This window comes from Bacillus sp. ABR (genome assembly GCF_056172715.1).
This window is the reverse complement of record NZ_JAOYSL010000001.1, coordinates 304,191-328,512: the sequence shown is the minus strand read 5'-3', so window position 1 is coordinate 328,512 and position 24,322 is coordinate 304,191. Positions and strand designations below refer to the sequence as shown.

The following is a 24,322-nucleotide window of genomic DNA, read 5'->3' as shown; positions in this document are numbered from 1 at the left end:
CGTCACCCTTCTTCGCTCTGATCGTATTTGGCTCGATACCAATTGATCGTTTTTTCGATACCTTCTTCAAATGACGTCTCCTGCGTCCAGCCGAGCTCGCCTTTTAGCTTGCTGGCATCAATGGCATACCGTCTGTCATGTCCTTTTCGGTCTTGAATAAACGCAATTTGATCATGACTAATCCCGAGCTGCGATAAAATCGTTTTGGTCAAATCGAGATTTGTTTTCTCATTGCCGCCGCCAATATTGTATACCTGCCCCGCTGTGCCATTTTCGAGCACCTGCTTCACAGCTCTCGCATGGTCCTCTACATACAGCCAATCGCGAATTTGCTGACCGTCTCCATAAATCGGGATGTTCTCTCCATTGACTGCTTTTCTAATAATGGTCGGGATTAATTTTTCCTCATGCTGATACGGTCCGTAATTGTTGCTGCATCGTGTAATCATCGCGGGTAATTGGTGAGTGTGGATATAGGATTTCACAAGCAGGTCTGAACTCGCCTTGCTTGCTGAATAAGGATTATTCGGTGAAAGTGGTGTTTGTTCTGTGAAAGCAGGATCATCTGGCTCCAAATCTCCATATACTTCGTCTGTTGAAATATGAATGAGCTTTTTCGCCTTTCCTTTTAAGACCGTTTCAAGCATACGATACGTTCCGAGGACATTTGTTTGAATAAAAGGCTCTGCTGATTCAATGCTGCGATCAACATGCGATTCTGCCGCAAAATGAATGATGGCATCATAGACTTCGTCAAATGCTTGATCCAGCTCATGCTGAAGGGTGATATCCCCTTGAATAAAACGAAAATGAGACAACTTTAATAATTCATCCATCTCCTCTGGATGGCTGGCATACGTTAATTTATCAAAAACGGTGAGCCGGACATCTGTATCCTGAAGCAGCAGCTTCACAAAATTCAGTCCGATAAAACCCGCTCCGCCTGTAATTAAATAAGACTTCGTCATTCGGATCCCTCTTTTTTCTTCATCGTTTCAAACATTTTCGCAGATGCTTGGTGGAGAGATTCATGTGTTCCTGCATCAATCCACCACCCTTTTAACATATCATAGGTCAGCTGGCTATTTGAGATATACAGATTGTTCACATCTGTAATCTCTAATTCGCCTCGATCTGACGGTGAGATTCTCTCAATATATTGAAAGACTTCCTGGTCATAAAAATAGATGCCCGTGACGCAGTAAGATGAGCGCGGATACTCCGGCTTTTCCTCTATTGATAAAATTCGTTGGCGCGAGGCATCAATTTCTGCAATGCCAAACCGCTTTGGATCTGCCACTTCTTTCAACAAAACCTTGGCTCCTCTTTCTTGCTGCTGAAAGGCTTCAACAAAAGGGTTTAGTGAATCCTCAAATACATTATCACCAAGCATCAGCACAAACTTCTCCCCTTCTACAAAGGGCTTTGCATAGGATAAACCGTCTGATATTCCAGACGCTTCAGGCTGTACCTGATATACGATGTTCATCCCCAGTTCCTGATCGCTTTCAAGCAGCTTTTGAAACAGCGGGATTTGTTCTTCTTGTGATATGACCATCACATCTAAAATCCCTGCTTCCTTCAATTTGAACAATGACCAATAAATCATTGGATATGGACCAACCGGCAATAAATGTTTATTGAAAATCTTCGTTAAAGGCGCCAGTCGTGATCCCTTTCCTCCTGCTAAAATAACTCCCTTCACATCTACACATCCTTATGTTCTTTTTGGTGATGATTCATGAGGTGTATAAGAATGTTTTTCACTCGTTCAGTTCCTTTTCCATCTATGAGTGTCCGTCCATTGAGATGAATGCTTCTGCGGAGAAAATAGCTGCCGGACAGTCTTTCCACAGCACGCCGAATATCTCTTTCATCCACAAGTTCACCTAATCCAAGATGGTGACAGGCTCCCTTTTGCGCAAAACGAGCGGCTGTCACTGTTTGGTGGTCTACTTGTGAAAGGACAATACTGGGCACTCCGATACAAACTGCCTCGTATAATGTCATCCCGCCAGCCACTATTGCCAGATCGGCTTCCGAGAGACGCGCAAGTAATTGATCTGTATGACGAATGAATTGTATATGCTCAGCCTCTATTTGTTCTTCAATGCGGGAGGCTTTTCCTGTAACCGCTAAAATGTGTAGGTGATCAGCTTCGAGAAGTGCTGATACAGCCTTTGATAACAATCCACGCGGGTCACTGCCCCCAAGGCTGATGACCACCTTTTTGCATTCTTTTCGAACCTCATATGTGTCTTTTAATCGGCTTATCTCTTGATCTAACAATAAATAAGGTGTTCCATCAAAATATGCTGTCCCATCTACTTGCATGTGCTTTTCGTCCAGACCGCCATAAATGCCGTTCACGACAGCATCGGCAAGCTGACACGCTTCTGCTCTATTTTCTTCGAATAAAACCAGCCTTGCAGAGCCGGAGCACGCTTTGATCAATCGAAGAAATTGGAGGTCACATTCAAGTACATCAATCAGCAAAAGATCAGGATTCAGCTCTTTTATATCCTTTTCCATCTGAAGGAATGCCTTCGACTCCTGCACTAAATGAACGTGCCAATTTGGACCTGAGAGCATTTCTACACAGATCTGTTCATTTGTATAGAAATATAAGTCGTTTCCTTCTTGAAGCAGTTGATTTGCCAGCCGTTTCATTCTGACAACATGCCCCATTCCTCTTAAAAACCCGCCATACACAACAATCATGATTTTCTTGTTCATTCAGCATCCTTCTGTTTCACAAATTGATTCAATCGAACAATATCGGGATCTTGTTCGCAAATGGTGATGAGTTCAGCCGTAGGTACATCAATGGAGCCGCCAGCTTTCTCTAGTAAACGGGTCGCAAACTCATAATCTTCTTCTGTATCAATCGTGAATCGATAAGCAGGATATGCAAGTTCTTTGGGCGGTGTGAATAATTGCAGATGAAATTGCTCAGGATGCTTTCTGATATAGAGCGTGACATGCTCACGCTCTGGCTGCGTAAGGGGAAAATTGTCGATTTTACTTAAAATCTGTGCGTCGATCATTTCCCCGGAAATACCGAGTGGTGTGCCAGTCGTATACGTGTAATCAGCCTTCTCTTGTCTATGTTTTTCAAGCATTTTCGACAAAAGGGCCGGATCTATAAATGGGTTATCTCCTGTTAAACGCACAATGATTTTCGGTTCAAAATGACGGACAATCTGCGCAAATCGCTGCAATACATCTGTCTCACTGCCACGAAATACTTTATATCCCTTTGAGAGACAATAATGAGCTAGCAGATCATCTTCTGCCTCAACTGTTGTGGCGATCATGAGGTTCTGCGTTTTGTGATTGTAATGATCTGATTGCTTTACCCGTTCAACAATCAGGTCGATCAGCGCCATACCGCCGATCGGTTTCATCACCTTTTTTGGCAGCCTTGTTGAGCCCATTCTCGCCTGTATGACAAAGAGCACATCATTGATCATTTGGCGTCTCCTGCATGAGTACATCTTTCCACGAAACCCCTGTATGGGCTGGGATATCTCTGACAGCCTTTGCGCCAAGTAAAATCGCCATATAACGCGGATGCAGACCTTGGCTTTTTTGTCCTGGACGTAACACGGCTAGATTTTCTGTGGTTAATGTTTCGCCCTTCGCAATGCCTTTTGTCGTAAAAATGCCTCGATACGCAAATTCACGAATCTTGCCTTCAATAGCTGTTGTCGTTTTATAAGAACTGCCAAGGAGCTCTTCTGGCACTGAATGAGTGTCAGCTTCTTTTAGATGCCGCTGCTTTTCTGCCGCTCGAATATGCTGAACCATTTCCTTCAATTCATCAGGATCAAGAGCAAAGGAATGATCAGCCCCAGGTAACGTTTTATCTACTGTAAAATGCTTTTCAATGATTGCTGCCCCAAGCTTCACAGCGGCCACTGGCGCTTCAGTCGGATGCTCACTATGATCAGAAAAGCCAATAACTGCATCGGGAAATGCCGCAGCTAATGTTTGAAGCACTCGCAGATTCGTGTAAGCTCTAGGTGCTGGATACTTTGCTACGCAATGCATGATAGCGACCTGCTGATTTTGCTCGCTTGTAATCGCCTCATATGCTTCATGGACATCTGAAATGGTTGCCCCGGCTGTTGAGAAAATAATGGGCTTTTGAAAAGATGCCGTGTGACGCATAAGCGGCAAATGATTGATTTCATAGGATGCCAGTTTGAAAGCCGGCGGATCAGTCTGATTCAATAGATCCGCAGATTCTTCGTCACACACTGTGCTTAAAAAAATCAGCCCTTTTTCCGCGCAGCGTGACAATAACACCGGGAGCCATTCTGGCGGCAGCTCCATTTTTTCTACTAAAGAAAAAATGGACACCTCTTCTCCCTTGGCTGTTTCATACAAACCCGGTTCCTTTTGATACATCCGATCAGCTTGAAACATTTGAAACTTCACCGCATCGGCACCTGCTTCTTTTGCCACATCAATTAAAGCAAGTGCCTGATCCAGCTTTCCATCATGGTTAATACCTGCCTCTGCAATGATAAAGACAGGCGCACCATCCCCCACTTTGCGATCTCCGATATAGAAATGCGCCATCTTACCTCTCTCCTTTTTTCGGCCACACATGGTAATACAAGAAGGCATTTTTTGTTCTAAAGCCCAGCTTTTCGTAAAGCTGAATCGCGGTTGTGTTATGCATCTGAGTACCGGCAGACATAAACCGGTGCCCTCTCTCATACGAGGCTTTTATCATCGCCATAACCAGCTTTTTTCCGATCCCTTTTCCTTGTACATCTGGTCTAATGGACAATAAATCCAGGATCAGTTCGTCGCCCTTTGTTACACCTTGAATCAATCCAATGACTTCACCGTTCACCTTTGCCGCGAGATTGATATCTGCACGTCCGAGTAAATTATTTCTCATCCATTCCTGAAAGAACTGCTGGACGACATTCTGATCTAGAAAAGGATCAAGTGCATACCGGCTTTTCCCAAAAGCCTGATGAGCAAGTGACACCGCCTCATCGTATTCCTTTTCATCCGGAAGACTGATGACCACATCTTCACCTGTTGATGGTATTTCCATTTGAACAGGGGGCGCCTCAAGACGAGTGAGACCGCCTACATAGTACACATGTGCCAGCCTTTGGACGATGCGGTTTTTTTCAAGATCAGACGCTTCAAGACGTAAAAAGAAAAAATCGCATTTTTCTGTTCTCATCCAATTGATGAAGCGCTCCATCAATTCCTGAAAAGCAGACGCTGACTCCGCTTCGACAAACTTCACATGAAAAATGTGCTGATCAAAAATGCCGCTTTCCCATTTTGACCATTCATATAACAGGACCGCTTTAAGCTGGGCGCCATTAACAAGAGCAAACTGCTTGAAGGCGTTCATTTGTTCCGCTTGTTGGCCATATTTCTCCAGCCAAGCCGCCAGCACCTGATCATCGATGGAATGAACGACCTTCATGATGATGCCTTCTGTTCTTTTAAAATAGACAACACCGCTGTGATAACATCCTGCACATCTTCATCTGTCATACTTGGATAGAGCGGCAGTGAGAGCGTCTGCTTGTAGTATGCGAGTGACTCAGGGAAATCCTCTGGTGAATAGTGATACGTTTGTTGATAGTATGGGTGCAAGTGAACAGGGATAAAGTGAACACTCGTGCCGATTTTATATTCCTTTTGCAGCTGATCAATCAGTTCATCACGCGTGATGAATGCTTCTTTTGGATTCACTTGCAGTACATACAAATGCCATGCATGTCTTCCTTCTTGATGCACAGGCGGCAGGATCAGGCCCTCTTCTTTTTGAAAAGCCTGATTGTATGCTTTCGCAATCTGTTCTCTCCGTGCCTGCATGTCATCTAGTCGGCTTAGCTGAACAAGCCCTAACGATGCCTGCACGTCAAACATATTCATTTTATAACCAGGTTCCTCGACCTCGTAATACCACGTTCCTTTTTCTCCATAACGATTCCACGCTCCCTTGCTCATCCCATGGAGCGCTAGTCGTCTAATTCGAGCCGCAAGCGCATCATCATTTGTTGTCAGCATGCCGCCTTCACCAGTCGCTAGGTTTTTCGTTGCATAAAAGCTAAAAGCGGTCGCATCCCCAATCGATCCAACGGGCTGACCATGGTATGTTGTGTAAAGAGCATGGGCAGCATCTTCAAGTACAAATAGATCATACTTTTTGGCAATCGCTAAAATCCGGTCCATATCGCACGATTGACCAGCAAAGTGAACAGGGACAATTGCTTTTGTATGTGGTGTTATGGCCGCTTCTATTTTCTCTGCATCCAGATTGAGTGTTGCTGGATCAATATCGACAAATACAGGCGCTGCTCCCGTATGGATGATTGTATTTGCTGTTGCGCAGAATGTCAGAGGTGTTGTAATCACCTCATCCCCAGCCCCAATCCCTCTTGCCTTTAACGCTAAAAATAAAGCAGCCGTACATGAATTGACTGCGATCGCATGTTTTGCACCGGTCAGCTGCTGAAATTCTTCTTCAAACTGTCTTACTTTTGGTCCAGTTGACAGCCAGCCGGACTTTAATGTTCCGATGACTTCATCGATTTCTTCCTGTTCAATGAAAGGCAGAGCATAAGGAAGAAATTGTGCTCTCTTTTTTCCCATATCGCTTGCACACCCCTATCTTCATCTCTGAAAATCCACACCAGTTTTTGTTTTGAGCAGAGAAAGCAGAACATCGGTAGATCGCGCATGCGGATAGTGTTGTTTAATGAACTGAGCTCCTTGCTGCTTTGCCAGCTTCATCTCTTGTTCATCCGACAAAATACGAATGGCTTTCTCAGCTAGTTCAACAGGGTTTTCCATATGATAGCTGCCAAGCGACTCGTAATATGGGTATCTTCTGCCTTCTGTCATTTTCCCGATCAGCACACTCTTTTCAAAAAGCATGGCTTCAAGACCAACTGTTGATGTGAGCGTAATCACGATATCCACATATGGCAGCAGGTCATACAGGTCAATTTCTTTTTTAATCAACTTCACATGATTTCCCGCTCGTTCAATAGACACATAGTCGTTTAATCGATTTCGAGCAATTTCCCAAGGATGCGGCTTCATGATCAGCTGAATGTCTTTCCGTTTGGCAATCGTTTTAAGAACATCACCATAGAAGGCTTCAGAAAACGGCTGCGTTGCCACAAGCACGGTCTTTTTAGCCGGACTGAAGTTCAATTTACGAAAAATGAGATCCTGTTGAAGCGGTGTTCGCTCCTTCACCAAATCAAACCTCGGATGACCTGTGATTTCCACCTGTTCCGGCTGACAGCCTTTGTCTACATACCAGTCCTTTTCATACTTTCCAAACACCCCATGGCAAGTCGTGAAAATCGGTAAAAAGGCTTCGTCTCCCATAAGCGCGCCGTGCTGAAGACAGATACTCGTCAGCTGGCGTTTCACTGTTTGCAAAGCGAGTACGCGGCTGTAAGCATCCTCCGTCGTTCCAACAATAACAGCTGCAATCGGCTGCATTTGAAACAGCACTTCTATCTGGTCAATGACATCAATAAATTGCACAATGTCCTTCCGCAGTTTTTCTCTAAAAAAGACATTGCCAAAGACAGGGTGGTGAGCGTAAGGTTTAAGGAGAGCATTTGCTTTTTCAATATATTCAGCGTGGGCTTCTTTATTAACCTCTCCGGTTAATTCCGGCTTACTGATAACTGGTAATCCGAAATAATCTGCCTTCTTCCAGCGAGCAAGCACCACCGTTTGGTTTGGATGGAACCGCTTGTAATTTTGTTCAGTAAAACGCAGGTGTTCAAAGTGCAGCAATACCTTTCCATTCGCCGGACGATAAGCGATACGCTTGATCTGCTGCTTATGCTGATCAAAAAATGGCTGAATCTCTTCCGGTAATGGACAATCGGTTGTCAGTTCTTGACCAAATGCTTCATCTTCCATGCGTTCCCTCACTTCAGGACTGATATATTGATAAAAATTGCTGATCAACCCAAGAGGAATTTCCTTGTAGGACAAATCTTTCATCAGATTCACATACTCAAAGTACACCTGCCAATAATGATGAATATAGTGCGACATTTCAGATCACCTCCCATATTTTTGTTTTAATATACTGCGGAGATCCCAGCAGGTAGACTGCTCGGGAAGTGCATGAATAAAGGCACTTTTCTCTTCTGCTGCCAACTGATAATGAATCGACTGTTCTGTGATGTAATTTGTATCTAATATTTCATCAAAGGGATAAAACGGATAAAAATGATTTAATCGAAAAAAGAAGCGGGCATCCCCTATTCGATAAAAATGCGGACTCTCGTCCCAGTAGGACCCAAATTCATCATGAATTTTTGATAAGATGGATGCACGATGCACGACAGAGCAATGATCTATGGCGCAGGGAGCATTCCATTGCACTGTTTGCGCCGGCCGAATCATTTCCTTCACTGGCTCTTTTTTGCTATTTAAATAGATAACTTTAGAACTAGAATAGACAATATCTTTATCTGGATGGGCATCTAGATAATGAGTGAGCTTCTCTAAACGGTCCGGGGCATAGACATTGTCATCTGTGGCATAGGAAATATACTCGCCCTTTGCCAGTTCTAATGCTTGATTAATCAGCACGGCATAGCGAGTTTTCGCTGTTCTCTCTTCCAATGTTTTGACACCGCTTTGGATAAAGTGAACGCGTGGATCTTTGCGAAACGGTTCAATAGCAGCAAGGGTTTTTTCGTTTGATCCATCATCCATGATAAAAAGTTCAAAGTCTGACAGCGTCTGCTGCAGGACCGCTTCAATCGATCTGCCGACGTAAGCCGCCTTGTTGTAGCTCGTCATAATGACAGTTACTTTTGTCAAAATTATCACCTCGGTCTCTTTCAAACTATGTTTATCATATGTGTCTCCTCTTAAAGAGACTGTAGAGTGACCTATTTTTTATAAAATTGTATTTTTTTATTGATCTTTCTTTGAAAAACGTGAACTTTTTGGTAATATAAGTAATCATTTATGTGTATTAAAGGAGTAAAGAACATTGGAAGCTATGAAGAATGATCACTCCCAAGAAGAGGAAGTAAAAGGATTTTTTCGATTTTTTAAAATTTTCGTCGCGACAAAAACGATTATTCGCTCATATCGACATTCAAATATACCAATTTGGCTGATGATGCTCCTTGCAAGTATCGCCGGTACGGGCTGGATCTACGAAGGGTATTTTAGCGAGTATATGGGCAATCATATTCCATTCCCTTTTATTCTGTTACAAGGAGCGGGTTATGGTATTTTGGCAGGCAATATGATTCTATTTTTCGGTGCCCTCATCATCAAGTGGTTAGGGCGTCTCTTTTTCGGCTGTCAAACGGCGTATCGAGATATACTCAAGGCCTGCACACTGACGGTTTTTTTCCCTTCTGCTTTATTTGCACTTACTTGGATTTCCACTGTTGGGATGCTCGGTCCGTATACGTTTGTTAAAATCACACCATATTTAGATCAGCATTATGAAGTATGGTATTATATCGATCTTTTGACTCTTACGGATGTATATGCAAAGACGTGGATATTTGGAATGGCTGTTTTAGGCATTGTCGCTGTGATGAAGCTCAGATTATGGCAAGCCTTCATCATTGTGATCACACCGCCCGCCGCGTTTTTTCTCATCGTGACACTTTTATTTGATGTTCAGCACGCTGTAAACTGGATCATGTAAAAAGGACGAGTACCGATAGAAGGCGAAGGTTTGTCTAAACACTGAGGAATTGCGCAGCAGTTCCTTTTTTTCGTTCAATGTACATATTCTCCCCTCCTGTCTCATAGTGTGAAAGAGAGAAAGAATGCTATGGAAACAACAGGCGCCTAAACGCCTTCTGTTTAGAACACCATGAGGAAAGAGGAGGAACGTTATGAAATTGAAAAATCAATTTGGGCAAGGTTCGGGTTTCGAAGGTCAAGATTTCCGCCAGCAACAATATGGAGCAAATCCGTACCCTGCGCAGCAGATGGGTTATTCAGTCCCTCCCCAAACGCAGGGTCAAATGCAAGGACAAATGCAGCAGGGGTTTTCACCAATGACGTCTACCGGCACTTCACAAGGAGGCCAAGGAACGCAAGGCGGCGGTCAGCCATATCAAATTCCTTCTGGACCGATTTATCAGCAAAATGTCACCGGACAGCTGCCTATTGAGCAGTCCTATATTGAAAATATTTTACGATTGAACCGCGGCAAGGTAGCCACGATTTATATGACGTTTGAGGCGAGTAAAGAATGGAATTCGAAGATTTTTAGAGGCGTCATTGAAGCTGCAGGACGTGACCACATTATCATTAGTGATAACAAGACAGGAACACGATACTTACTATTAACAATCTATCTTGATTACATTACGTTTGATGGAGAAATTCAGTACGACTATCCATATTCAATGTCAACATATTCTCCGAGATAACGACATACATGGCAAAAGCAAGGCTCAGGTGCCCTTGCTTTTTTCTTTTGTCTAGGTTTTTGTCACACCTCTGGGGCGCGGCTCATAAGATGCCTAGTAGTTTTTATCAAAAGCCTAGAGGTGACATCAATGACTGTTGAACTGGATTATACATCACCAAATGTGAAATTTTCATACGATCTGAATCAAAGCCCCCTTGTGAAATACGATCAGCATAACCTGATTAATGTGTTAGGAAAAAAACAATTAAACTCGTTGGATCAAGTGTCCCTGCTGGATATATATTTGAGTAAAAGCAAAGTCGTAGAGCCTCATTATCATCAAAATGCCGCAGAGCTTGTTTATTGTATAGCCGGTTCTGCTGCCGTATCGATGCTGAATCCATTTACAAAAAAACTGCACACCTATACCATTACACCTGGACAGGTGGCAAACGTGCCTCAAGGCTGGTGGCACTATGAAGTCGCTCTCCAAGACAGAACTCATTTGTTAGCTATTTTTAACGCATCTACACCTGAAGTGATCCTAGGCTCAGACCTTCTTACCCTCACCCCTTCTCACATCATGGCCCATACTTATTGCATGAACGAAACACAATGGAAGCAGGCGACTAAGCCTGTGAAACCAAGCGTGTTTATCGGACCATTTTGCCACCGGGAGGAGGAGTCTCAAACGCACCCTGTCCCGCCTTCTCACTACGTCCCTTATTATCAAGCACCGCCCAATTATACTCCTTACTGGAGTTAAGAAAAAAACCGATGCCCCTATGAGAGCATCGGTTTTTTACCTTATAAATTTTTTGCTGCTGCAATGACAAGCATGATCCAAGAGGCGATAAATGCTACTCCGCCAATGGGAGTAATGGCACCTAGAATCTTCACCTGAGTCAATGCCAGCACATAAAGGCTTCCTGAGAAGAAAAGGATGCCTGCAAGCATCACCCAGCCAGCGGCAGGAACCAAGGAGACACCTGACAGCTTATCTGCAAGAAAAGCGACAACAAATAAGCCAATGGCATGGAACATCTGATATTGAACACCTTTATTCCATATTTCGATATATTTTTCAGGGATTTTCCCTTCTAGACCGTGCGCACCGAAGGCTCCAAGGCCTACAGCAAGCATGGCGTTAATGGCACCTAAAATGAAAAATAGTTTCATTCGTCATTCTCCTTATCTCGTCAATTATGTTTATCATAGCGCGGGTGAAGGGCGACATTCAACTTTCCCTTTACGTTGACACGAGATTGTCGGATTTCTTTTTCTTTCGTAACAAGACCTGATCGACAACAATCGCAATGAGCGTGCCTAGAACAAGACCGTTGCTTAATAATGAAATGAGCACAGGATGCATTCCTTTCAAGGCCCCCTGAGGCACAAACATCGCCCCTACGCCTGCTAAAACGGCAATCCCAAGGACAAAGCGAATCCGCGGAATTTCTTCTTTCTCATATTGATCAAACTCTGACATCGCAAGCCCAATCATAGAAGAGAAGACCACAAAGTTTACAGCAAGCCCCACAGGTGATGGCAATGCAGAGAAAAAGCTCATGAGCAGTGGAAACAAACTAATGAGAACAACAAGTAGACTTCCTATGAAAAAAGGCTTTCTCGAAGGAATTTTGGTTGTCTGGATAAATCCTGCTGCCCCCGAAATAGGTACAGGCGCAATCGCACCGATCAGCCCGCTTAGTAAATGACCAAATGCTGCGACAAAACCGGCAGGACGTGCTCTCTTCCGCTCACGCAGTTCACCAAATGCCTTCACTGAGCTTTCCACAATTCGGATACTTGCCAGCATGTTCACAATGAGTAAAATCGTTATAAAAAAGGACGTGACAAGCAATCCACTGTCAAAGACCGGCATACCGAATGGAAACAGCTTCGGAAACTCGATGATTTGCTCTGGAATTCGAACTGGCTTCGCCAATCCGAGTAGAGCGAATAACAGCCATCCGCCTGCAAGTGCGAATAACACAGAAAACTGCCTCAAGTAATGCCATTTTGAGCGGCTGATCATGAAGGTGAGGATAATAATCAAGATCGATAAGCAAAAGACAAGCCCGTCTACTTGATTTCCTCGATACCCGATCCCCATCAGCCCTTTCATGATTGGCTGACTTAGCTGCACAACAAGCAGCAGCAGGTAAATGCCTGTGACGACTGGCGTAAATAAAGACGCGAGCCAATTGATGATTTTAAATAGACTAAAAATAAAAAAGAAAATAGCACTAAAAATTAAAGCCCCTTGTAATGCTTGCAAGGTTTCAGGATACGTCGCAAAGATTGTTCCTGTCATGCCGGCATAAAGGGTATACACACCCCACCAAAGCCCTGCTGGACTTTCATTGATCGGCAGCATATGGCCGCATAAACACTGCACCATCGCCACAAGACCAAGTGAAAAGAAAGTACTTTGAATCAGCTCTGCCGCTTGTACTTGGTTCAATTCAAATGCTTGTGCAATCGCAATTGGTACGGCAATAGAAGCTGCGATAAAAAATGCCATCCACTGAATGGCGCCCAAAAATAGTTTCAAACCAATCACCTTCCCTTTGTCGTGACAAGACCATTAAAAATCAAAAATAGAGTCGCCGTTCCCGTCCTTCTCTTTTTGACCCTCATCATTTTGCTGAAATTTCTTCGCGCCACTTGTGCCCATGAGTTTCTCCAGCATGGCTTGATCTGTAGACACAGATGGCGCTGATGGTGTATGTATCGATGGGGGTGGTGAGATAACCGGCGACTGCGGCATTTGCGACTGTGATGGTGCGTCGAGAATGACATCACATAGTGAAGAAATCGCCGCCACTTGACGTTTCACCTCTTCATCATTTCCACTTTGTTTTGCTTTTTGAACCGCTTCCTCCATTTTTTGAAGCAGGCTTGATATATGAATATTCAAGGGTAGACCCTCCAATCTAAAAAAATCTCTTTTCAACATTATTTTACCAAATGAACAAACCAAATGGGTTCATTTTTTCAAAGCAGTGCGCTCACGACTCTCTTATTTGACCCGTCACCATCATTCACACATAATAAAAGAAACAAAATCGTCTATGAAAGGATTGAATAATGGACAAGCTCACTGCTCTAATTCAGAAACAAAAAGTCTTTCAGAAGCCGGCGGTTCAAGAACGCATCCGCATTCTTCAAGACTTAAAAGCAGCAATCAAACAGCATGAGAAGGATATTTTACAGGCCTTAGCCCATGATTTACATAAATCCGAACAGGAAGCCTATACAACAGAAATCGGGATGGTGTATGAAGAAATCAATCATACCATCAAGCACCTTCACAAATGGGCGAAGCCAACACGCGCGAAAACACCGCTGACTCATATCGGATCGAAAAGTATGATCATCAAGGAGCCCTATGGAAGTGTGCTCATCATTGCTCCTTGGAACTATCCTTTCCAATTGGCCCTTTCTCCATTAGTCGGCGCGATTTCTGCGGGAAATGCCGTGATTTTAAAACCATCTGAGCTGACGCCGGCAGTCTCACAAGTGATCAGCACTATCATGAAACGTGTATTTCAAGAAGACCATGCGGCTGTCGTAGAGGGCGGTGTCGATGTCAGTACAGAGCTGCTGAAGCTGCCCTTTGATTATATCTTCTTTACTGGAAGTGTGGCAGTCGGCAAAGTCGTCATGGAAGCCGCCGCAAAGCATTTGACCCCTGTCACACTTGAGCTTGGCGGAAAAAGCCCCTGCATCGTCATGCCTGATGCTGACATCAAGCTAGCAGCGAAGCGGATCACCTTTGGAAAATTCACCAATGCAGGGCAAACCTGCATTGCACCAGACTATTTGCTCGTTCATGAATCCATCAAAGAGGAACTTTTGCTAGAAATGACGGCCTGTATCCGTGACTTTTATGGTGAACATCCCGAAACACATCCGCACTTCGGAAAAAATGTCAGTCAGCGTCATTTTGACAGGCTTTCACAATTTCTCTCAAATGGAACGATCGTCACAGGTGGACAGCGCAATGAACACGAGCTTAAAATCGCTCCGACCATTTTAGACGACATCACTTGGGAGGATCCCGTCATGCAGGAGGAAATTTTCGGGCCGATCCTGCCTGTCATGACCTTTGATTCTCTGCATGAGGCAGCGCATATGATCAAAGCAAGGCCAAAGCCGCTGGCGCTTTACTTATTTACAACAAATAAAGACACAGAATCGTATATTCTAGACAACCTCTCATTTGGCGGAGGTTGTATCAATGACACGCTTATGCATGTCGCTACTCCTTACCTGCCATTCGGAGGCGTCGGCGAAAGCGGCATGGGACGATATCACGGGAAGGAAAGCTTCTTTACTTTTACGCATGAAAAAAGCGTCCTGCGCCAAACGAACCGCTTCGATTTTTCCTTCCGTTACCCAAATGCGAAAAACGGACTCGACTTGGTCCGCAAATTTTTAAAATAAACAGGACGAAGGGGCTCTCCCCTCGTCCTATTTTCATTCAATATCCTTGATACACCAATTGATTTCTTCGAATCCCATTTGCTTTAAATACGTGTTTACCTTTGAAAACGGCCGGCTGCCAAAAAAGCCGTTTCTTGCAGAAAAAGGACTTGGATGAGGTGACTCAATGATGTAATGCTTGTTTTGATCAATGCGTTCTTTCTTGTTTTGAGCATGTCTTCCCCATAACACAAAAACGACGGGCTGATCACGTTCATTCAGCACATCAATCACGCGGTCTGTCACACGTTCCCAGCCCTTGCCTTTATGCGAATTCGCCTCTCCCTTTCTCACAGTCAGCACAGTGTTTAAGAGCAGCACACCCTGCTCTGCCCAGCTAACAAGTGAGCCGTGGTTTGGAACAGGGCAGCCAAGATCATCCTTTAGCTCTTGAAAAATATTTCTCAAAGATGGCGGGTGTTTGACGCCTGGCTGAACAGAAAAGCTTAATCCATGTGCCTGCCCTGGGCCATGATAAGGGTCTTGTCCTAAAATCACCACCTTGACCTTTTCATATGACGTCAAATGAAGGGCACGATACACGTCATCTGGTTTTGGAAAAACGGTCTGCGTGCGATATTCTTCCTTCATCCATTCACGTAATTCCTGATAATACGGCTGTTCAAATTCACTTTTCATCACAGCCCACCAGCTATCATTTAAAAATGGCTTCATTGTGGTTTTCCTCCTTCTACTTGCTGCGCTAGTCTGGAGATCATCGGTTTTCCATCCCACACAATCTCACTCTCTGATTCTCGCTTTTTCATCGCTGGTTCTTCTAATAATATAGCAAAGTTCGCTGTTGGCAGGTCGCCTAAATCATGCTTGTCACTTAAATCATCTAGGTAGTTCTTCCTTGTTTCACCAAGATCACTAGACTGATTTCCACCGCCGTCAAAAAACGCATAGATCACGCTGGCAGCTGGTACTCGTTTGACTCGGGCATGCTGTGATACACGCAAAAAGAAGTCCCAGTCCCAATAATGATGCATCGCTGGATCAAAATAGCCAATCTCATCGTGTATAGAGCGTTTGTACATACTGCCGGAAGGAACATATGTAGAAAAGACACGCATATCCTCAATGTCCGCTGTATAAGCAAACAAACGTCTCGACAACGGGAAACGGGTCGCGCCTTTTTCTTCAAACGACACAATTTCTGCATCAGAAAAGACAAAATCGGCATCTTCCAACGCCTTGCTCATGCGTTCGATATGACAAGGTGTGAAGTAATCATCGTCGTCACTCAGCATGATGATGTCGCCTGTCAGCTCCCGCACCCCCACATTTCTGGCATTCACATGCTGGACATTCTCATCTAAATGAATCAAGCGGATCGGAAGCTCAGGGTAAAGTTCCTGAATGATGTCGACTCGCTCTCCTGCATCATTGACGACGACAATTTCAAAAGGCTGTACGGTTTGTCTTGAAATGGATTCAAGCAGCTCACACAGTGCGCTGAGCCGGTTATGTGTCACAATTAATAAGGAAATCTTCATATGCAGCTTACTCCTTTAATAGATTCGTCTTTTTCCATTAAAACATAAATTGACTTTCTTCTCATGATATAAAAGGCGGTTTGATTTGATGAGAAAATGGGAATTTTTGATGAAAAGGAGTGATGATCATGGAATATATCACGGCTGAGAATAGTAAAGAAGCGAAACAGGCCATCGACCACTTTCATTCATCGGGTTCAACAAAGGACGCTGTATTTGTTTTTGCGTACGACCCAGAACGCTCTGATACCGTAACGGAGTATACAGACGCCAAAAGCATGACTGCGGTCGATCAAGGGATTTTGGATCAAGTCGCCAATGTCATTCGCACCCGGGATGATGAACTGATGGCCAAAATGATGTCAGTTGGCGCCGATCAAAAGTTAGCTTTAACCCTTTTAGACGAACTGAAAAAAGGGAAATTGGTGATTTGTAAAAGGTAAGAAAGAAAGGCGTTCCGAAGAGAGGAACGCTTTTTTATGCCGTTTCATTGTGATAAATGGAAAAGCTGATTATAATAAGGGATAGAACAATAACTGTTACACATCACATTGGAGGTTCAGCAACTATGTCTATGAATAAAGCACTCACCATCGCAGGTTCGGATTCAAGCGGCGGTGCAGGTATCCAAGCAGATTTAAAAACGTTTCAAGAAAAAAACGTCTACGGGATGACAGCTTTAACCGTTGTCGTTGCAATGGACCCTCATAATCATTGGGATCATCAGGTGTTTCCAATTGATACGGCGACGATTCGCGCGCAGCTCTCTACCATTGTTGAAGGCATTGGTGTAGATGCACTGAAAACGGGTATGCTCCCAACCGTCGACGTGATCGAGCTTGCAGCTGAAACCATCAAAACATACGACCTAAAAAATGTCGTCATTGATCCTGTTATGGTTTGTAAGGGTGCGAACGAAGTCCTTTACCCAGAGCACGCGGAAGCATTGCGCGAGAAGCTCACGCCACTGGCAACCGTTATTACACCTAACCTTTTCGAAGCAGGTCAATTAAGCGGAATTGGCGAGATCAAAACGATCGAACAAATGGAAGAAGCAGCAAAACGCATTCACGAACTTGGTGCAAAATATGTGGTCATCACTGGAGGCGGTAAGCTAAGCGAAGACAAAGCCATCGATTTGCTTTATGATGGACAAACCTTCGAACGCCTTGAAACAGATAAAATCGACACAGAATACACACACGGCGCAGGCTGCACATTCTCAGCAGCAGTCACAGCTGAACTAGCGAATGGATCAGACGTGAAAGAAGCCATTTATGCAGCAAAAGAATTCATCACTGCTGCTATCAAAGGCTCTTTCCAGCTAAACGAATACATCGGACCAACAAAGCATTCTGCTCATCGTTTTGATAAATAAAACAGAAAAAAACCGATTCGCCGTTTAGGTGAATCGGTTTTTTGTTTATCGAAAGCTGCGTCTCTGTGCAAACAGCCAATCGGTTAAGCCTGGCGTCTCATAAGCAGGCGTCCATGATGCATGGTCATATTCATACTTGCTTGCGTACTCCGTATAAAGCGGCTGGCCGCCTGCTTTTTGAATAGCTTGAATTGTATTTCTCGCATAGCTGATAGGGATAATGGAATCATCTTCTGCATGAAATGCCCATATCGGCTTGTGTGCTAAAATTCCTGCCTTGCTTGGATCTGCACCCCCCGCAATAGGAATCATCGCTGCAAACAAACGAGGATATGTGATGTTCAACTGGTACGTGCCAAATCCACCTTGTGATAAACCCGTCGCATAAATCCTTTTCTGATCAATCTGATAAGAAGTTAACACATGCTGAAGGACATCATAAGCTTTGTGTAAATCCGGTGAAAATTGAAACACGTTTGTCAGATCGATTTCATTTTGCAAATTTCTTGTTAATGCAAAGCCTCCATCCACAGCATTTCGCGCCTGAGGGGCTAATACGTACGAAGGATGTTTCTTTTGGACTTCAGGGGAAGCCCATAAAACTGCACCATCATTCGCAAGTAACTGCTTTTGATTGTCTGTTCCCCTCTCACCGCCTCCATGTAAGAACAGGACGAGAGGATAGGCTTTACCCCTCTTACGATTTTTTGGAATATACAGCCGATAAGGCATTCCTTTGTATTCGAAAGATAAAAAAGATGATGCAATGTCCTCTCGTGTGACAAACCGATAATTGTATGTAGACGTGGAAAGGCGGTGGTTTTTCTTGTAAACGCTTACTTTTAAAGTCGTATCTTTTTCGATATGTATGGGCTTTTTGTACAACTGACTTTGAGTTGTCGGCTGGCTGCCATCTGTTGTGTAATAAAGAGAAGCTTTTTGAACGTGAGAATGCAGAGCTACCTCTTGTGAACGATAATATTGACCAGACGGGACTGAAGCAGTTGATGCAGCATACGACGTATGATTTCGGGCAGAAGAAATGGAAGGAAAAAGAAAACTCATAGAAAATAGGATAATCATAAAGGTGATCAGGCATTTCTTGGTTGTATGGTTCATATCGTTCCTCCTGTACATGCTCAGATGAATTTTTATTTATTATTTATCATGACAATAAAAATGTCAACGCTTTCATTTAAATTTCTGAATAATCTGACCGGAACAAAAAAGCATACCCGCAACCGAGTACACTCTTTTATCAATACATGAATGCCTATTTTTGCTGATCGGACTCTTTCGCCATTTTTCGAATAAAGGCTTCGATGGATTCAACAAATAAAGCATATTCTTTCATTTGTTTATACGTATCTGCCAGCTTCTCTTTCACTTCTTCCTGCTCTAAAGAAGGTTCACCGAGAATAGATTGAACTTGAATGAGCAATTCTTTATATTCTTCACGTTTATCTTCAACATGATCTGCCATTGTCTCCAAGCGTTTTCTAGTCGTCGGCTGCTGTTTTGAATTCAAGTAAACAACCCCTTTTTTGTCCTACCGCATTTGGATAAACGTCAGCCTCAGCTGTATATATTTTAAAATGATACCATAATTCCACCTGTTATCATATATGTAAAACGTCATCAAACCGTTTAGGCCAACCTTGTATATACATGATATAGACCTTAAGATACAGGCTGATTTCACTAGAAAAAAGCAGATCATTGATCTGCTCAGATTGTAGACAAATTATTTTTCAAGCCGGATTTCCCCTATTTCCTTCTGACTCTTGAAGGCTGTTCTTTTTTGCTCAAATTTCATCGCTAATACTAATATGGAAGCTATTATTAAAATAATACTTAAGAAAATCAAACCGGCTTGCATTTTTCCTGTAGCATCTTTTAGCCATCCAACTGCATAAGGGCCAACAAAACCTCCTAGACTTCCAATTGAATTAATGACTGCAATTCCAACAGCTACTGTGGCTGGACTCAATATCATAGTGGGTAATGACCAAAAAGGACCTTTAAAACAATACATGGCTGCCAATGATATGGTGATGAAAATCATTGCAATAAATGGATTGGATACCATTCCTACACTGAGTAACGTTAAACCAGCTACGAGTAACGGTAAAGCTGTGTGCATACGTCTTTCACCAGTGCGATCTGAGCGTCTTGACCAGTAATTCATGACGATTGAAGCAATAATGTAAGGGATTGTAGCAATGAAGCCGATCTGGGTGTTTGATAAATAGCCAGATAATCCTTTAATAATTTGGGGCATCCAATATCCAACGCCCAGTGTACCTGCAGTATATACAAAGTAAATTAAGGCGAGGTACCATAGTTTAGGATCAGTCAAGGCCGTCTTATGACTAGTTGTTTGTTGGCCTTTCTTTTCTCGTAGCTCCTCGTCCTTTCTTAATTCTGAAATCAACCAATTTTTTTCTTCGGCTGTTAGCCACTTTGCTTGTTCTGGCCGGTCTGTTAAGTAGAAATATGTAACAAACCCTAAAATAACAGCAGGGGCGCCTTCGATAATAAACATCCAACGCCATCCAGGCACATTCATCCAATGAATATGATCAATAATTAAAGTAGAAACGGGAGCCCCTATAATATAAGAAACGGCGATTGCTGTCATAAACATCGCAATTGTACTTGCTCTTTCTTTAGCTCGGAACCAATAAGTAAGGTATAGAATAATACCTGGAAATAGACCTGCCTCTGCTATTCCAAGAAGGAATCTAATGATATAGAGCTGGGTAGCATTCTGAGCAAACCCAGTTGCCATAGAAATAATTCCCCAAGTAAAGAGTATCCTAGTAATCCAAACTCTTGCCCCAAATTTTTGCATTAAAATATTACTTGGTACTTCAAAGAGAAAATAACCAATAAAAAAAATACCTGTCACAAGACCAAACATTTTACTTGTTAGTCCTAGTGCTTCATTCATTTCCAATGCAGCATATCCCACATTTGCCCTGTCTAGATAAGAAATAATATAGAGTAAAAATAGTAACGGGATAATTCTTCGTGTCACCTTTCGAATCGTCTTCTTTTCGAAATTCAATTGAGAATTTTCCAATCAAATTCCTCCTTTTAAAAAGAAATTTTGATAACGCTTACATTTATCTAAAAAATAAAGAGATACTCTTACGCTTCTGTAAGATGTCTAAGAGTATCTCCATTTACCCTTCTGTTGTTTCCTCAAGACAGCGAACAAAATGAAATATATCTTCTTTCATCGTGTCAAAACGTTTATTTCCAACTAGAAACGCTCTCAATATCTGGTATACCGTTAAATATTAAGTGTTTCGGTTGATAATTAATGTTACCTAACACAGTTTCTCCATCTACATCGGGAAAAGCAGTCTCAGTAGAAGTAGAATCCAGCACCACAAGGTTATTTGGAGTAAAAGTAAAATCGTCAATTCCTAACAATTTAGGAGCTGTTACCAGAACGGTTCTAAAAGCTTCATCTAGAGACAGTCCACCTACAATCATTTTAGAAATGATGTAGCTCATGTTATAAACGGGGTATTTTCTCCATGACGCGCTTGTTAAATCTGAACTGATCGTATCTGGTTTAATTCCTTCAGCTAAGCATTTATAAAAAACATTCCAATTAAAGTGTTTTCTACCGTGACCGATATCTAATACTATCCCTCTTTCTACTGCATCTAGAAATTCTTTTTTTACCTTCCCGGCAGTATTTAACACGTTTCCATCCCTTCCTTGAAATGGATGAGTGAGAATGTCCCCTTTATTAAAATATTGTGTTACCTCTTCAATATCTAGTTTAGTTTCAGTTAAATGAACCATCATTCGTAAATCAGTTCGATCGGCTGCTTCTCTTGCTAAGCGTAATAAAGACCGGTCAGTCGTTATATCCACCTGACCTAAGCGAATCTTAATTCCTAATAAACGATCATCAGCTAAAGATGCAACTTCAACAATTCGATCCAACGAAATGCTTTCTGGCTTGGTTGGGTTAGGGTTGGGATGATTGGTTAGCCCTTCTGGTAAGGCTGATAACCAAGAACGAACTGTTAATGGGCTCTTTTCCCAATAACGATTTGCTTCCTCCCATCCGTCATAGCCAAAAGTACCTGCGTCCCCAACTGTCGTTACTCCTGAGGAGAGATATTGTTTATCTTTCACACCAATCTCCGCTCCAGGTGCCCATAGATGACAATGAAAATCGACTAGTCCTGGTACAATTACGCTAGATTCAGATAAATGAATATCCCTATCATCCTCATGAGTAACTGTTATTCTTGTAGACTTATTTGGAATGAATCCTTTTTCTGACCAAATAGAACCGCCTTTAAAATTCCATACTCCCATGCAAATACACCCCTTAACTTCATATTGATATAATAGATTCGTTTATTTAATTGTTAACAATAGCATTCTCTTTACATGCCTTGATAACATCCAACCACTGTGCTAAATCACTGACCAACATACACTCCTCTTCTTTTTGGATAGTAGAAACAATCAACTAAGAGATTCATTTCCATACACAAACCAATAAGATAGCGCTTTCAAAAAATAAAATGAATGACGCAATCCTTATCCCCAAAGGATTATCACGCACCTCAAAAAAATTTTATGATTTATCTCATGTAATAAAAATTACTATTTTTTATATAAAAGTAATGTTTATTACCAACAATTTAAATGTATGTTATCACTCATACTTAATAAAGTAAACCTTTTTTATAAAGAACAGCAGATAAAGTAAAACGAACAGTGAAGCAAATGGGAAACGATCGTTTTCCGGAAAATATAATGGAATTGATGGCGAGGGATATGTAGACGTTGTGATTACCATTGGTCCAAAAGCAAAAAAACAATGAAAATAAAAATTCCACTTATGACAGTGGAATAAAATGAGGATGCGGTATTGGGGTACCCAATTTCCCGCACCTCGCTTATCTGATAGAGAAATGTATTCTACATCAAGCCTTCCTATCAATCGTGCAGACGGCTCTGAATCTCCTTTTTTTATATGACGTGCTGTTTTTGGTTACTTTTAATTTCACATCATATTAATCATCACATGTAGGGTTCGGATCAACGACCTGCTTCTTTTTGTAAATGCCATGTCTTCAATGTCAGTTTTGTTTCATTTCTTCCACTGATGGAGATTGATTTATTTCCCGGGGAAGGAAAGTAACGTGCAGTAAAAACTTCTCGGCCACCATTTACAAAAATCTCAATCGACGATGCATCAATAAAGATATGCAGATCGTGTAATTCCTCTATGACCGCTTCACGAACTTCCTTTGATCGATCTTCAAATCGATCCCGCTCTAATGTCAGCTTCCCTTCCTCTTTATCATAGATGATCCGAGCAGCTGCACGGATACAGCATTCAAACCCTTTCTGTGTGTCAATTTGATCAATGAATACCTCTGCGCTCGTAATATCATCTACAGGGATAGAATGAACAGAACGTTTAATATGAAAAACATGCTCTTGTTCATTGGTCCGCATGGATTGAAGTTCACTTACTGGTTTTTGAATGAGATGTCCGTCATCATCTAAACGGAGCTCTCTCGGGATCGTGAGGCAGTGTATCCATTGATAAGAAATCGTCGGATGATGCTCTTCTCCTTGATCAGGCACCCCCATCCACCCGATTAAAAGACGTCTGCCTGATTCGTCTAGAAAGGTTTGCTGGGCGTAGAAGTCAAAGCCGCGATCCAGCTCCTCAAACGCTCCATGTGTATATTGATAGGTATGATCATCCAATCTCCCAACAAAATAGCCTGATTGATGGGTATTGTGATATTTTAAACCATCCGGCTTGAGCCCTTGCGGTGACACAATCAATACATCCCGGCCGTCTAATTCAAACAGGTCTGGACATTCCCACATATAGCCGAAATTGTCTAAACCATTCTTTCCACTGCCTGCAATCGTGCCTTGAAACGTCCACTTCTCTAATGTATCAGAGGTAAACAAAACAAGGTGTCCTTTCAGGTCTAAGCTTTGTGCACCAAGAACCATGTACCACTGACCATTCCTCTTCCATACCTTTGGATCTCTAAAATGGGCAGTGAAACCTTCCGGCAGCGTTGCCACGACACCTTTTTTCTGAAAGTGAATGCCATCCTCTGAAACAGCTAAACATTGATACGTCTCACGGTTCCCTTGTTCATCCCGAACGTTTCCAGTGTACATCACATGCATCAGCCCATCGTCTATAAATGCACTTCCAGAATAACAGCCGTTTTGATCAAACCAATCACTTGGGGCAAGAGCGGCTTCTTCGTGATGCCAATTCACTAGATCTGTCGATGTGTAATGACCCCAGAATTTTGCACCATGTCCCGTTTTGAATGGCTGCCACTGATAAAAAACATGATAAATTCCTTTCCACTGAATCAGCCCATTCGGATCATTTAAAAGACCGACTGGCGGCATTAAATGAAATTGCTGCCGGTACACATCCTTTTTAACCAAATGCTCATAGTTTCGAATACGTTCTGCTATCTTTTGACGAAGTGCTGCGTCAGTTGTTGTCAT

The 24,322-nt window shown here is 42.7% G+C and carries 25 protein-coding genes; 6 read left to right on the top strand and 19 right to left on the bottom strand.

Annotated elements, in window-relative coordinates; genetic code table 11:
- Positions 1-2: 2 nt before the first annotated feature.
- The 9 genes from rfbB to OIT90_RS01530 are packed head-to-tail and all read right to left on the bottom strand — an operon-like array spanning position 3 to position 8,850.
- Positions 3-968, bottom strand: a complete 966-nt coding sequence (gene rfbB, locus OIT90_RS01570; protein WP_474892187.1) for a dTDP-glucose 4,6-dehydratase — start codon at positions 966-968, stop codon at positions 3-5.
- On the bottom strand, positions 965-1,705 hold the full coding sequence (locus OIT90_RS01565; protein WP_099663781.1) for a sugar phosphate nucleotidyltransferase: 741 nt from the start codon (positions 1,703-1,705) through the stop codon (positions 965-967). Before OIT90_RS01565 ends, rfbB begins: the two co-directional genes overlap by 4 nt.
- A gap of 2 nt (positions 1,706-1,707) precedes the next feature.
- Positions 1,708-2,736 (bottom strand): PseG/SpsG family protein, encoded by a 1,029-nt coding sequence (locus OIT90_RS01560; RefSeq protein ID WP_474892186.1) that lies wholly within the window; start codon positions 2,734-2,736, stop codon positions 1,708-1,710.
- Positions 2,733-3,473: a cytidylyltransferase domain-containing protein gene (locus OIT90_RS01555; RefSeq protein WP_144491602.1), complete on the bottom strand. Its 741-nt coding sequence runs from the start codon at positions 3,471-3,473 to the stop codon at positions 2,733-2,735. Before OIT90_RS01555 ends, OIT90_RS01560 begins: the two co-directional genes overlap by 4 nt.
- Positions 3,463-4,587, bottom strand: a complete 1,125-nt coding sequence (locus OIT90_RS01550; RefSeq protein WP_474892185.1) for an N-acetylneuraminate synthase family protein — start codon at positions 4,585-4,587, stop codon at positions 3,463-3,465. The genes OIT90_RS01555 and OIT90_RS01550 overlap by 11 nt, the downstream gene beginning before the upstream one ends.
- 1 nt (position 4,588) lies before the next feature.
- Positions 4,589-5,464, bottom strand: a complete 876-nt coding sequence (locus OIT90_RS01545) for a GNAT family N-acetyltransferase (protein ID WP_474892184.1) — start codon at positions 5,462-5,464, stop codon at positions 4,589-4,591.
- A complete protein-coding gene (locus tag OIT90_RS01540) occupies positions 5,461-6,639 on the bottom strand; it encodes a DegT/DnrJ/EryC1/StrS family aminotransferase (RefSeq protein ID WP_474892183.1) in 1,179 nt (392 codons plus the stop codon). Before OIT90_RS01540 ends, OIT90_RS01545 begins: the two co-directional genes overlap by 4 nt.
- A 21-nt stretch (positions 6,640-6,660) precedes the next feature.
- Positions 6,661-8,073 (bottom strand): capsular polysaccharide export protein, LipB/KpsS family, encoded by a 1,413-nt coding sequence (locus OIT90_RS01535; protein WP_059377872.1) that lies wholly within the window; start codon positions 8,071-8,073, stop codon positions 6,661-6,663.
- Positions 8,074-8,079: 6 nt separating this feature from the next.
- Positions 8,080-8,850 carry a glycosyltransferase family 2 protein gene (locus OIT90_RS01530; protein ID WP_064498861.1) on the bottom strand — a complete coding sequence of 257 codons (771 nt, stop codon included), beginning with the start codon at positions 8,848-8,850 and terminating at the stop codon, positions 8,080-8,082.
- A 184-nt stretch (positions 8,851-9,034) separates the two neighbouring features.
- On the opposite strand from OIT90_RS01530, the gene OIT90_RS01525 reads away from it, so the two are divergent.
- The 3 genes from OIT90_RS01525 (at position 9,035) to OIT90_RS01515 (ending at position 11,183) form a co-directional block, all read left to right on the top strand.
- Positions 9,035-9,700, top strand: a complete 666-nt coding sequence (locus OIT90_RS01525; protein WP_228280201.1) for a YIP1 family protein — start codon at positions 9,035-9,037, stop codon at positions 9,698-9,700.
- A gap of 193 nt (positions 9,701-9,893) precedes the next feature.
- Positions 9,894-10,436: a spore coat protein GerQ gene (gerQ, locus tag OIT90_RS01520; RefSeq protein WP_458210048.1), complete on the top strand. Its 543-nt coding sequence runs from the start codon at positions 9,894-9,896 to the stop codon at positions 10,434-10,436.
- Positions 10,437-10,565: 129 nt separating this feature from the next.
- Positions 10,566-11,183, top strand: a complete 618-nt coding sequence (locus OIT90_RS01515) for a cupin domain-containing protein (RefSeq protein WP_039182316.1) — start codon at positions 10,566-10,568, stop codon at positions 11,181-11,183.
- Between the two features lie 41 nt (positions 11,184-11,224).
- On the opposite strand, the gene OIT90_RS01510 is transcribed toward OIT90_RS01515, so the two are convergent.
- The 3 genes from OIT90_RS01510 to OIT90_RS01500 form a co-directional block, all read right to left on the bottom strand.
- On the bottom strand, positions 11,225-11,596 hold the full coding sequence (locus tag OIT90_RS01510; protein WP_025093833.1) for a DUF423 domain-containing protein: 372 nt from the start codon (positions 11,594-11,596) through the stop codon (positions 11,225-11,227).
- A gap of 70 nt (positions 11,597-11,666) precedes the next feature.
- Positions 11,667-12,974: a purine/pyrimidine permease gene (locus tag OIT90_RS01505; protein WP_458210046.1), complete on the bottom strand. Its 1,308-nt coding sequence runs from the start codon at positions 12,972-12,974 to the stop codon at positions 11,667-11,669.
- A gap of 33 nt (positions 12,975-13,007) precedes the next feature.
- Complete coding sequence (locus OIT90_RS01500; protein WP_410558969.1) at positions 13,008-13,340, bottom strand: YwdI family protein; 333 nt, start codon at positions 13,338-13,340, stop codon at positions 13,008-13,010.
- A 170-nt stretch (positions 13,341-13,510) separates the two neighbouring features.
- Between OIT90_RS01500 and OIT90_RS01495 the strand changes: the two genes are divergently transcribed.
- On the top strand, positions 13,511-14,869 hold the full coding sequence (locus OIT90_RS01495) for an aldehyde dehydrogenase (RefSeq protein ID WP_474892182.1): 1,359 nt from the start codon (positions 13,511-13,513) through the stop codon (positions 14,867-14,869).
- A gap of 33 nt (positions 14,870-14,902) precedes the next feature.
- Here the strand turns inward: OIT90_RS01495 and OIT90_RS01490 are convergent, their stop codons facing one another.
- On the bottom strand, positions 14,903-15,583 hold the full coding sequence (locus OIT90_RS01490) for a uracil-DNA glycosylase (protein WP_039182328.1): 681 nt from the start codon (positions 15,581-15,583) through the stop codon (positions 14,903-14,905).
- Positions 15,580-16,407 (bottom strand): glycosyltransferase family 2 protein, encoded by an 828-nt coding sequence (locus OIT90_RS01485; RefSeq protein WP_106025477.1) that lies wholly within the window; start codon positions 16,405-16,407, stop codon positions 15,580-15,582. Before OIT90_RS01485 ends, OIT90_RS01490 begins: the two co-directional genes overlap by 4 nt.
- A gap of 128 nt (positions 16,408-16,535) precedes the next feature.
- Here OIT90_RS01485 and OIT90_RS01480 point away from each other — a divergent pair, with 128 nt between their 5' ends.
- Both OIT90_RS01480 and OIT90_RS01475 read left to right on the top strand, forming a co-directional pair.
- The gene (locus tag OIT90_RS01480; protein WP_106025476.1) at positions 16,536-16,850 is read left to right on the top strand and encodes a YflT domain-containing protein; all 315 of its coding nucleotides are present in this window, start codon (positions 16,536-16,538) and stop codon (positions 16,848-16,850) included.
- Between the two features lie 125 nt (positions 16,851-16,975).
- On the top strand, positions 16,976-17,785 hold the full coding sequence (locus OIT90_RS01475; protein WP_024423821.1) for a bifunctional hydroxymethylpyrimidine kinase/phosphomethylpyrimidine kinase: 810 nt from the start codon (positions 16,976-16,978) through the stop codon (positions 17,783-17,785).
- Positions 17,786-17,830: 45 nt separating this feature from the next.
- Here the strand turns inward: OIT90_RS01475 and OIT90_RS01470 are convergent, their stop codons facing one another.
- From OIT90_RS01470 to OIT90_RS01450, 5 genes are all read right to left on the bottom strand, one after another.
- Entirely contained in the window at positions 17,831-18,904 is a 1,074-nt protein-coding gene (locus OIT90_RS01470) for a chitobiase/beta-hexosaminidase C-terminal domain-containing protein (RefSeq protein ID WP_144468062.1), read from the bottom strand.
- Positions 18,905-19,058: 154 nt separating this feature from the next.
- Positions 19,059-19,313 (bottom strand): hypothetical protein, encoded by a 255-nt coding sequence (locus OIT90_RS01465; protein WP_474892181.1) that lies wholly within the window; start codon positions 19,311-19,313, stop codon positions 19,059-19,061.
- Between the two features lie 216 nt (positions 19,314-19,529).
- Positions 19,530-20,870, bottom strand: coding sequence for an MFS transporter (locus OIT90_RS01460; RefSeq protein ID WP_474892180.1), 1,341 nt, complete (start codon positions 20,868-20,870; stop codon positions 19,530-19,532).
- 173 nt (positions 20,871-21,043) lie between these two features.
- On the bottom strand, positions 21,044-22,132 hold the full coding sequence (locus tag OIT90_RS01455) for an amidohydrolase family protein (RefSeq protein ID WP_064498915.1): 1,089 nt from the start codon (positions 22,130-22,132) through the stop codon (positions 21,044-21,046).
- 732 nt (positions 22,133-22,864) lie between these two features.
- Positions 22,865-24,322 carry a glycoside hydrolase family 32 protein gene (locus OIT90_RS01450; RefSeq protein ID WP_330545688.1) on the bottom strand — a complete coding sequence of 486 codons (1,458 nt, stop codon included), beginning with the start codon at positions 24,320-24,322 and terminating at the stop codon, positions 22,865-22,867.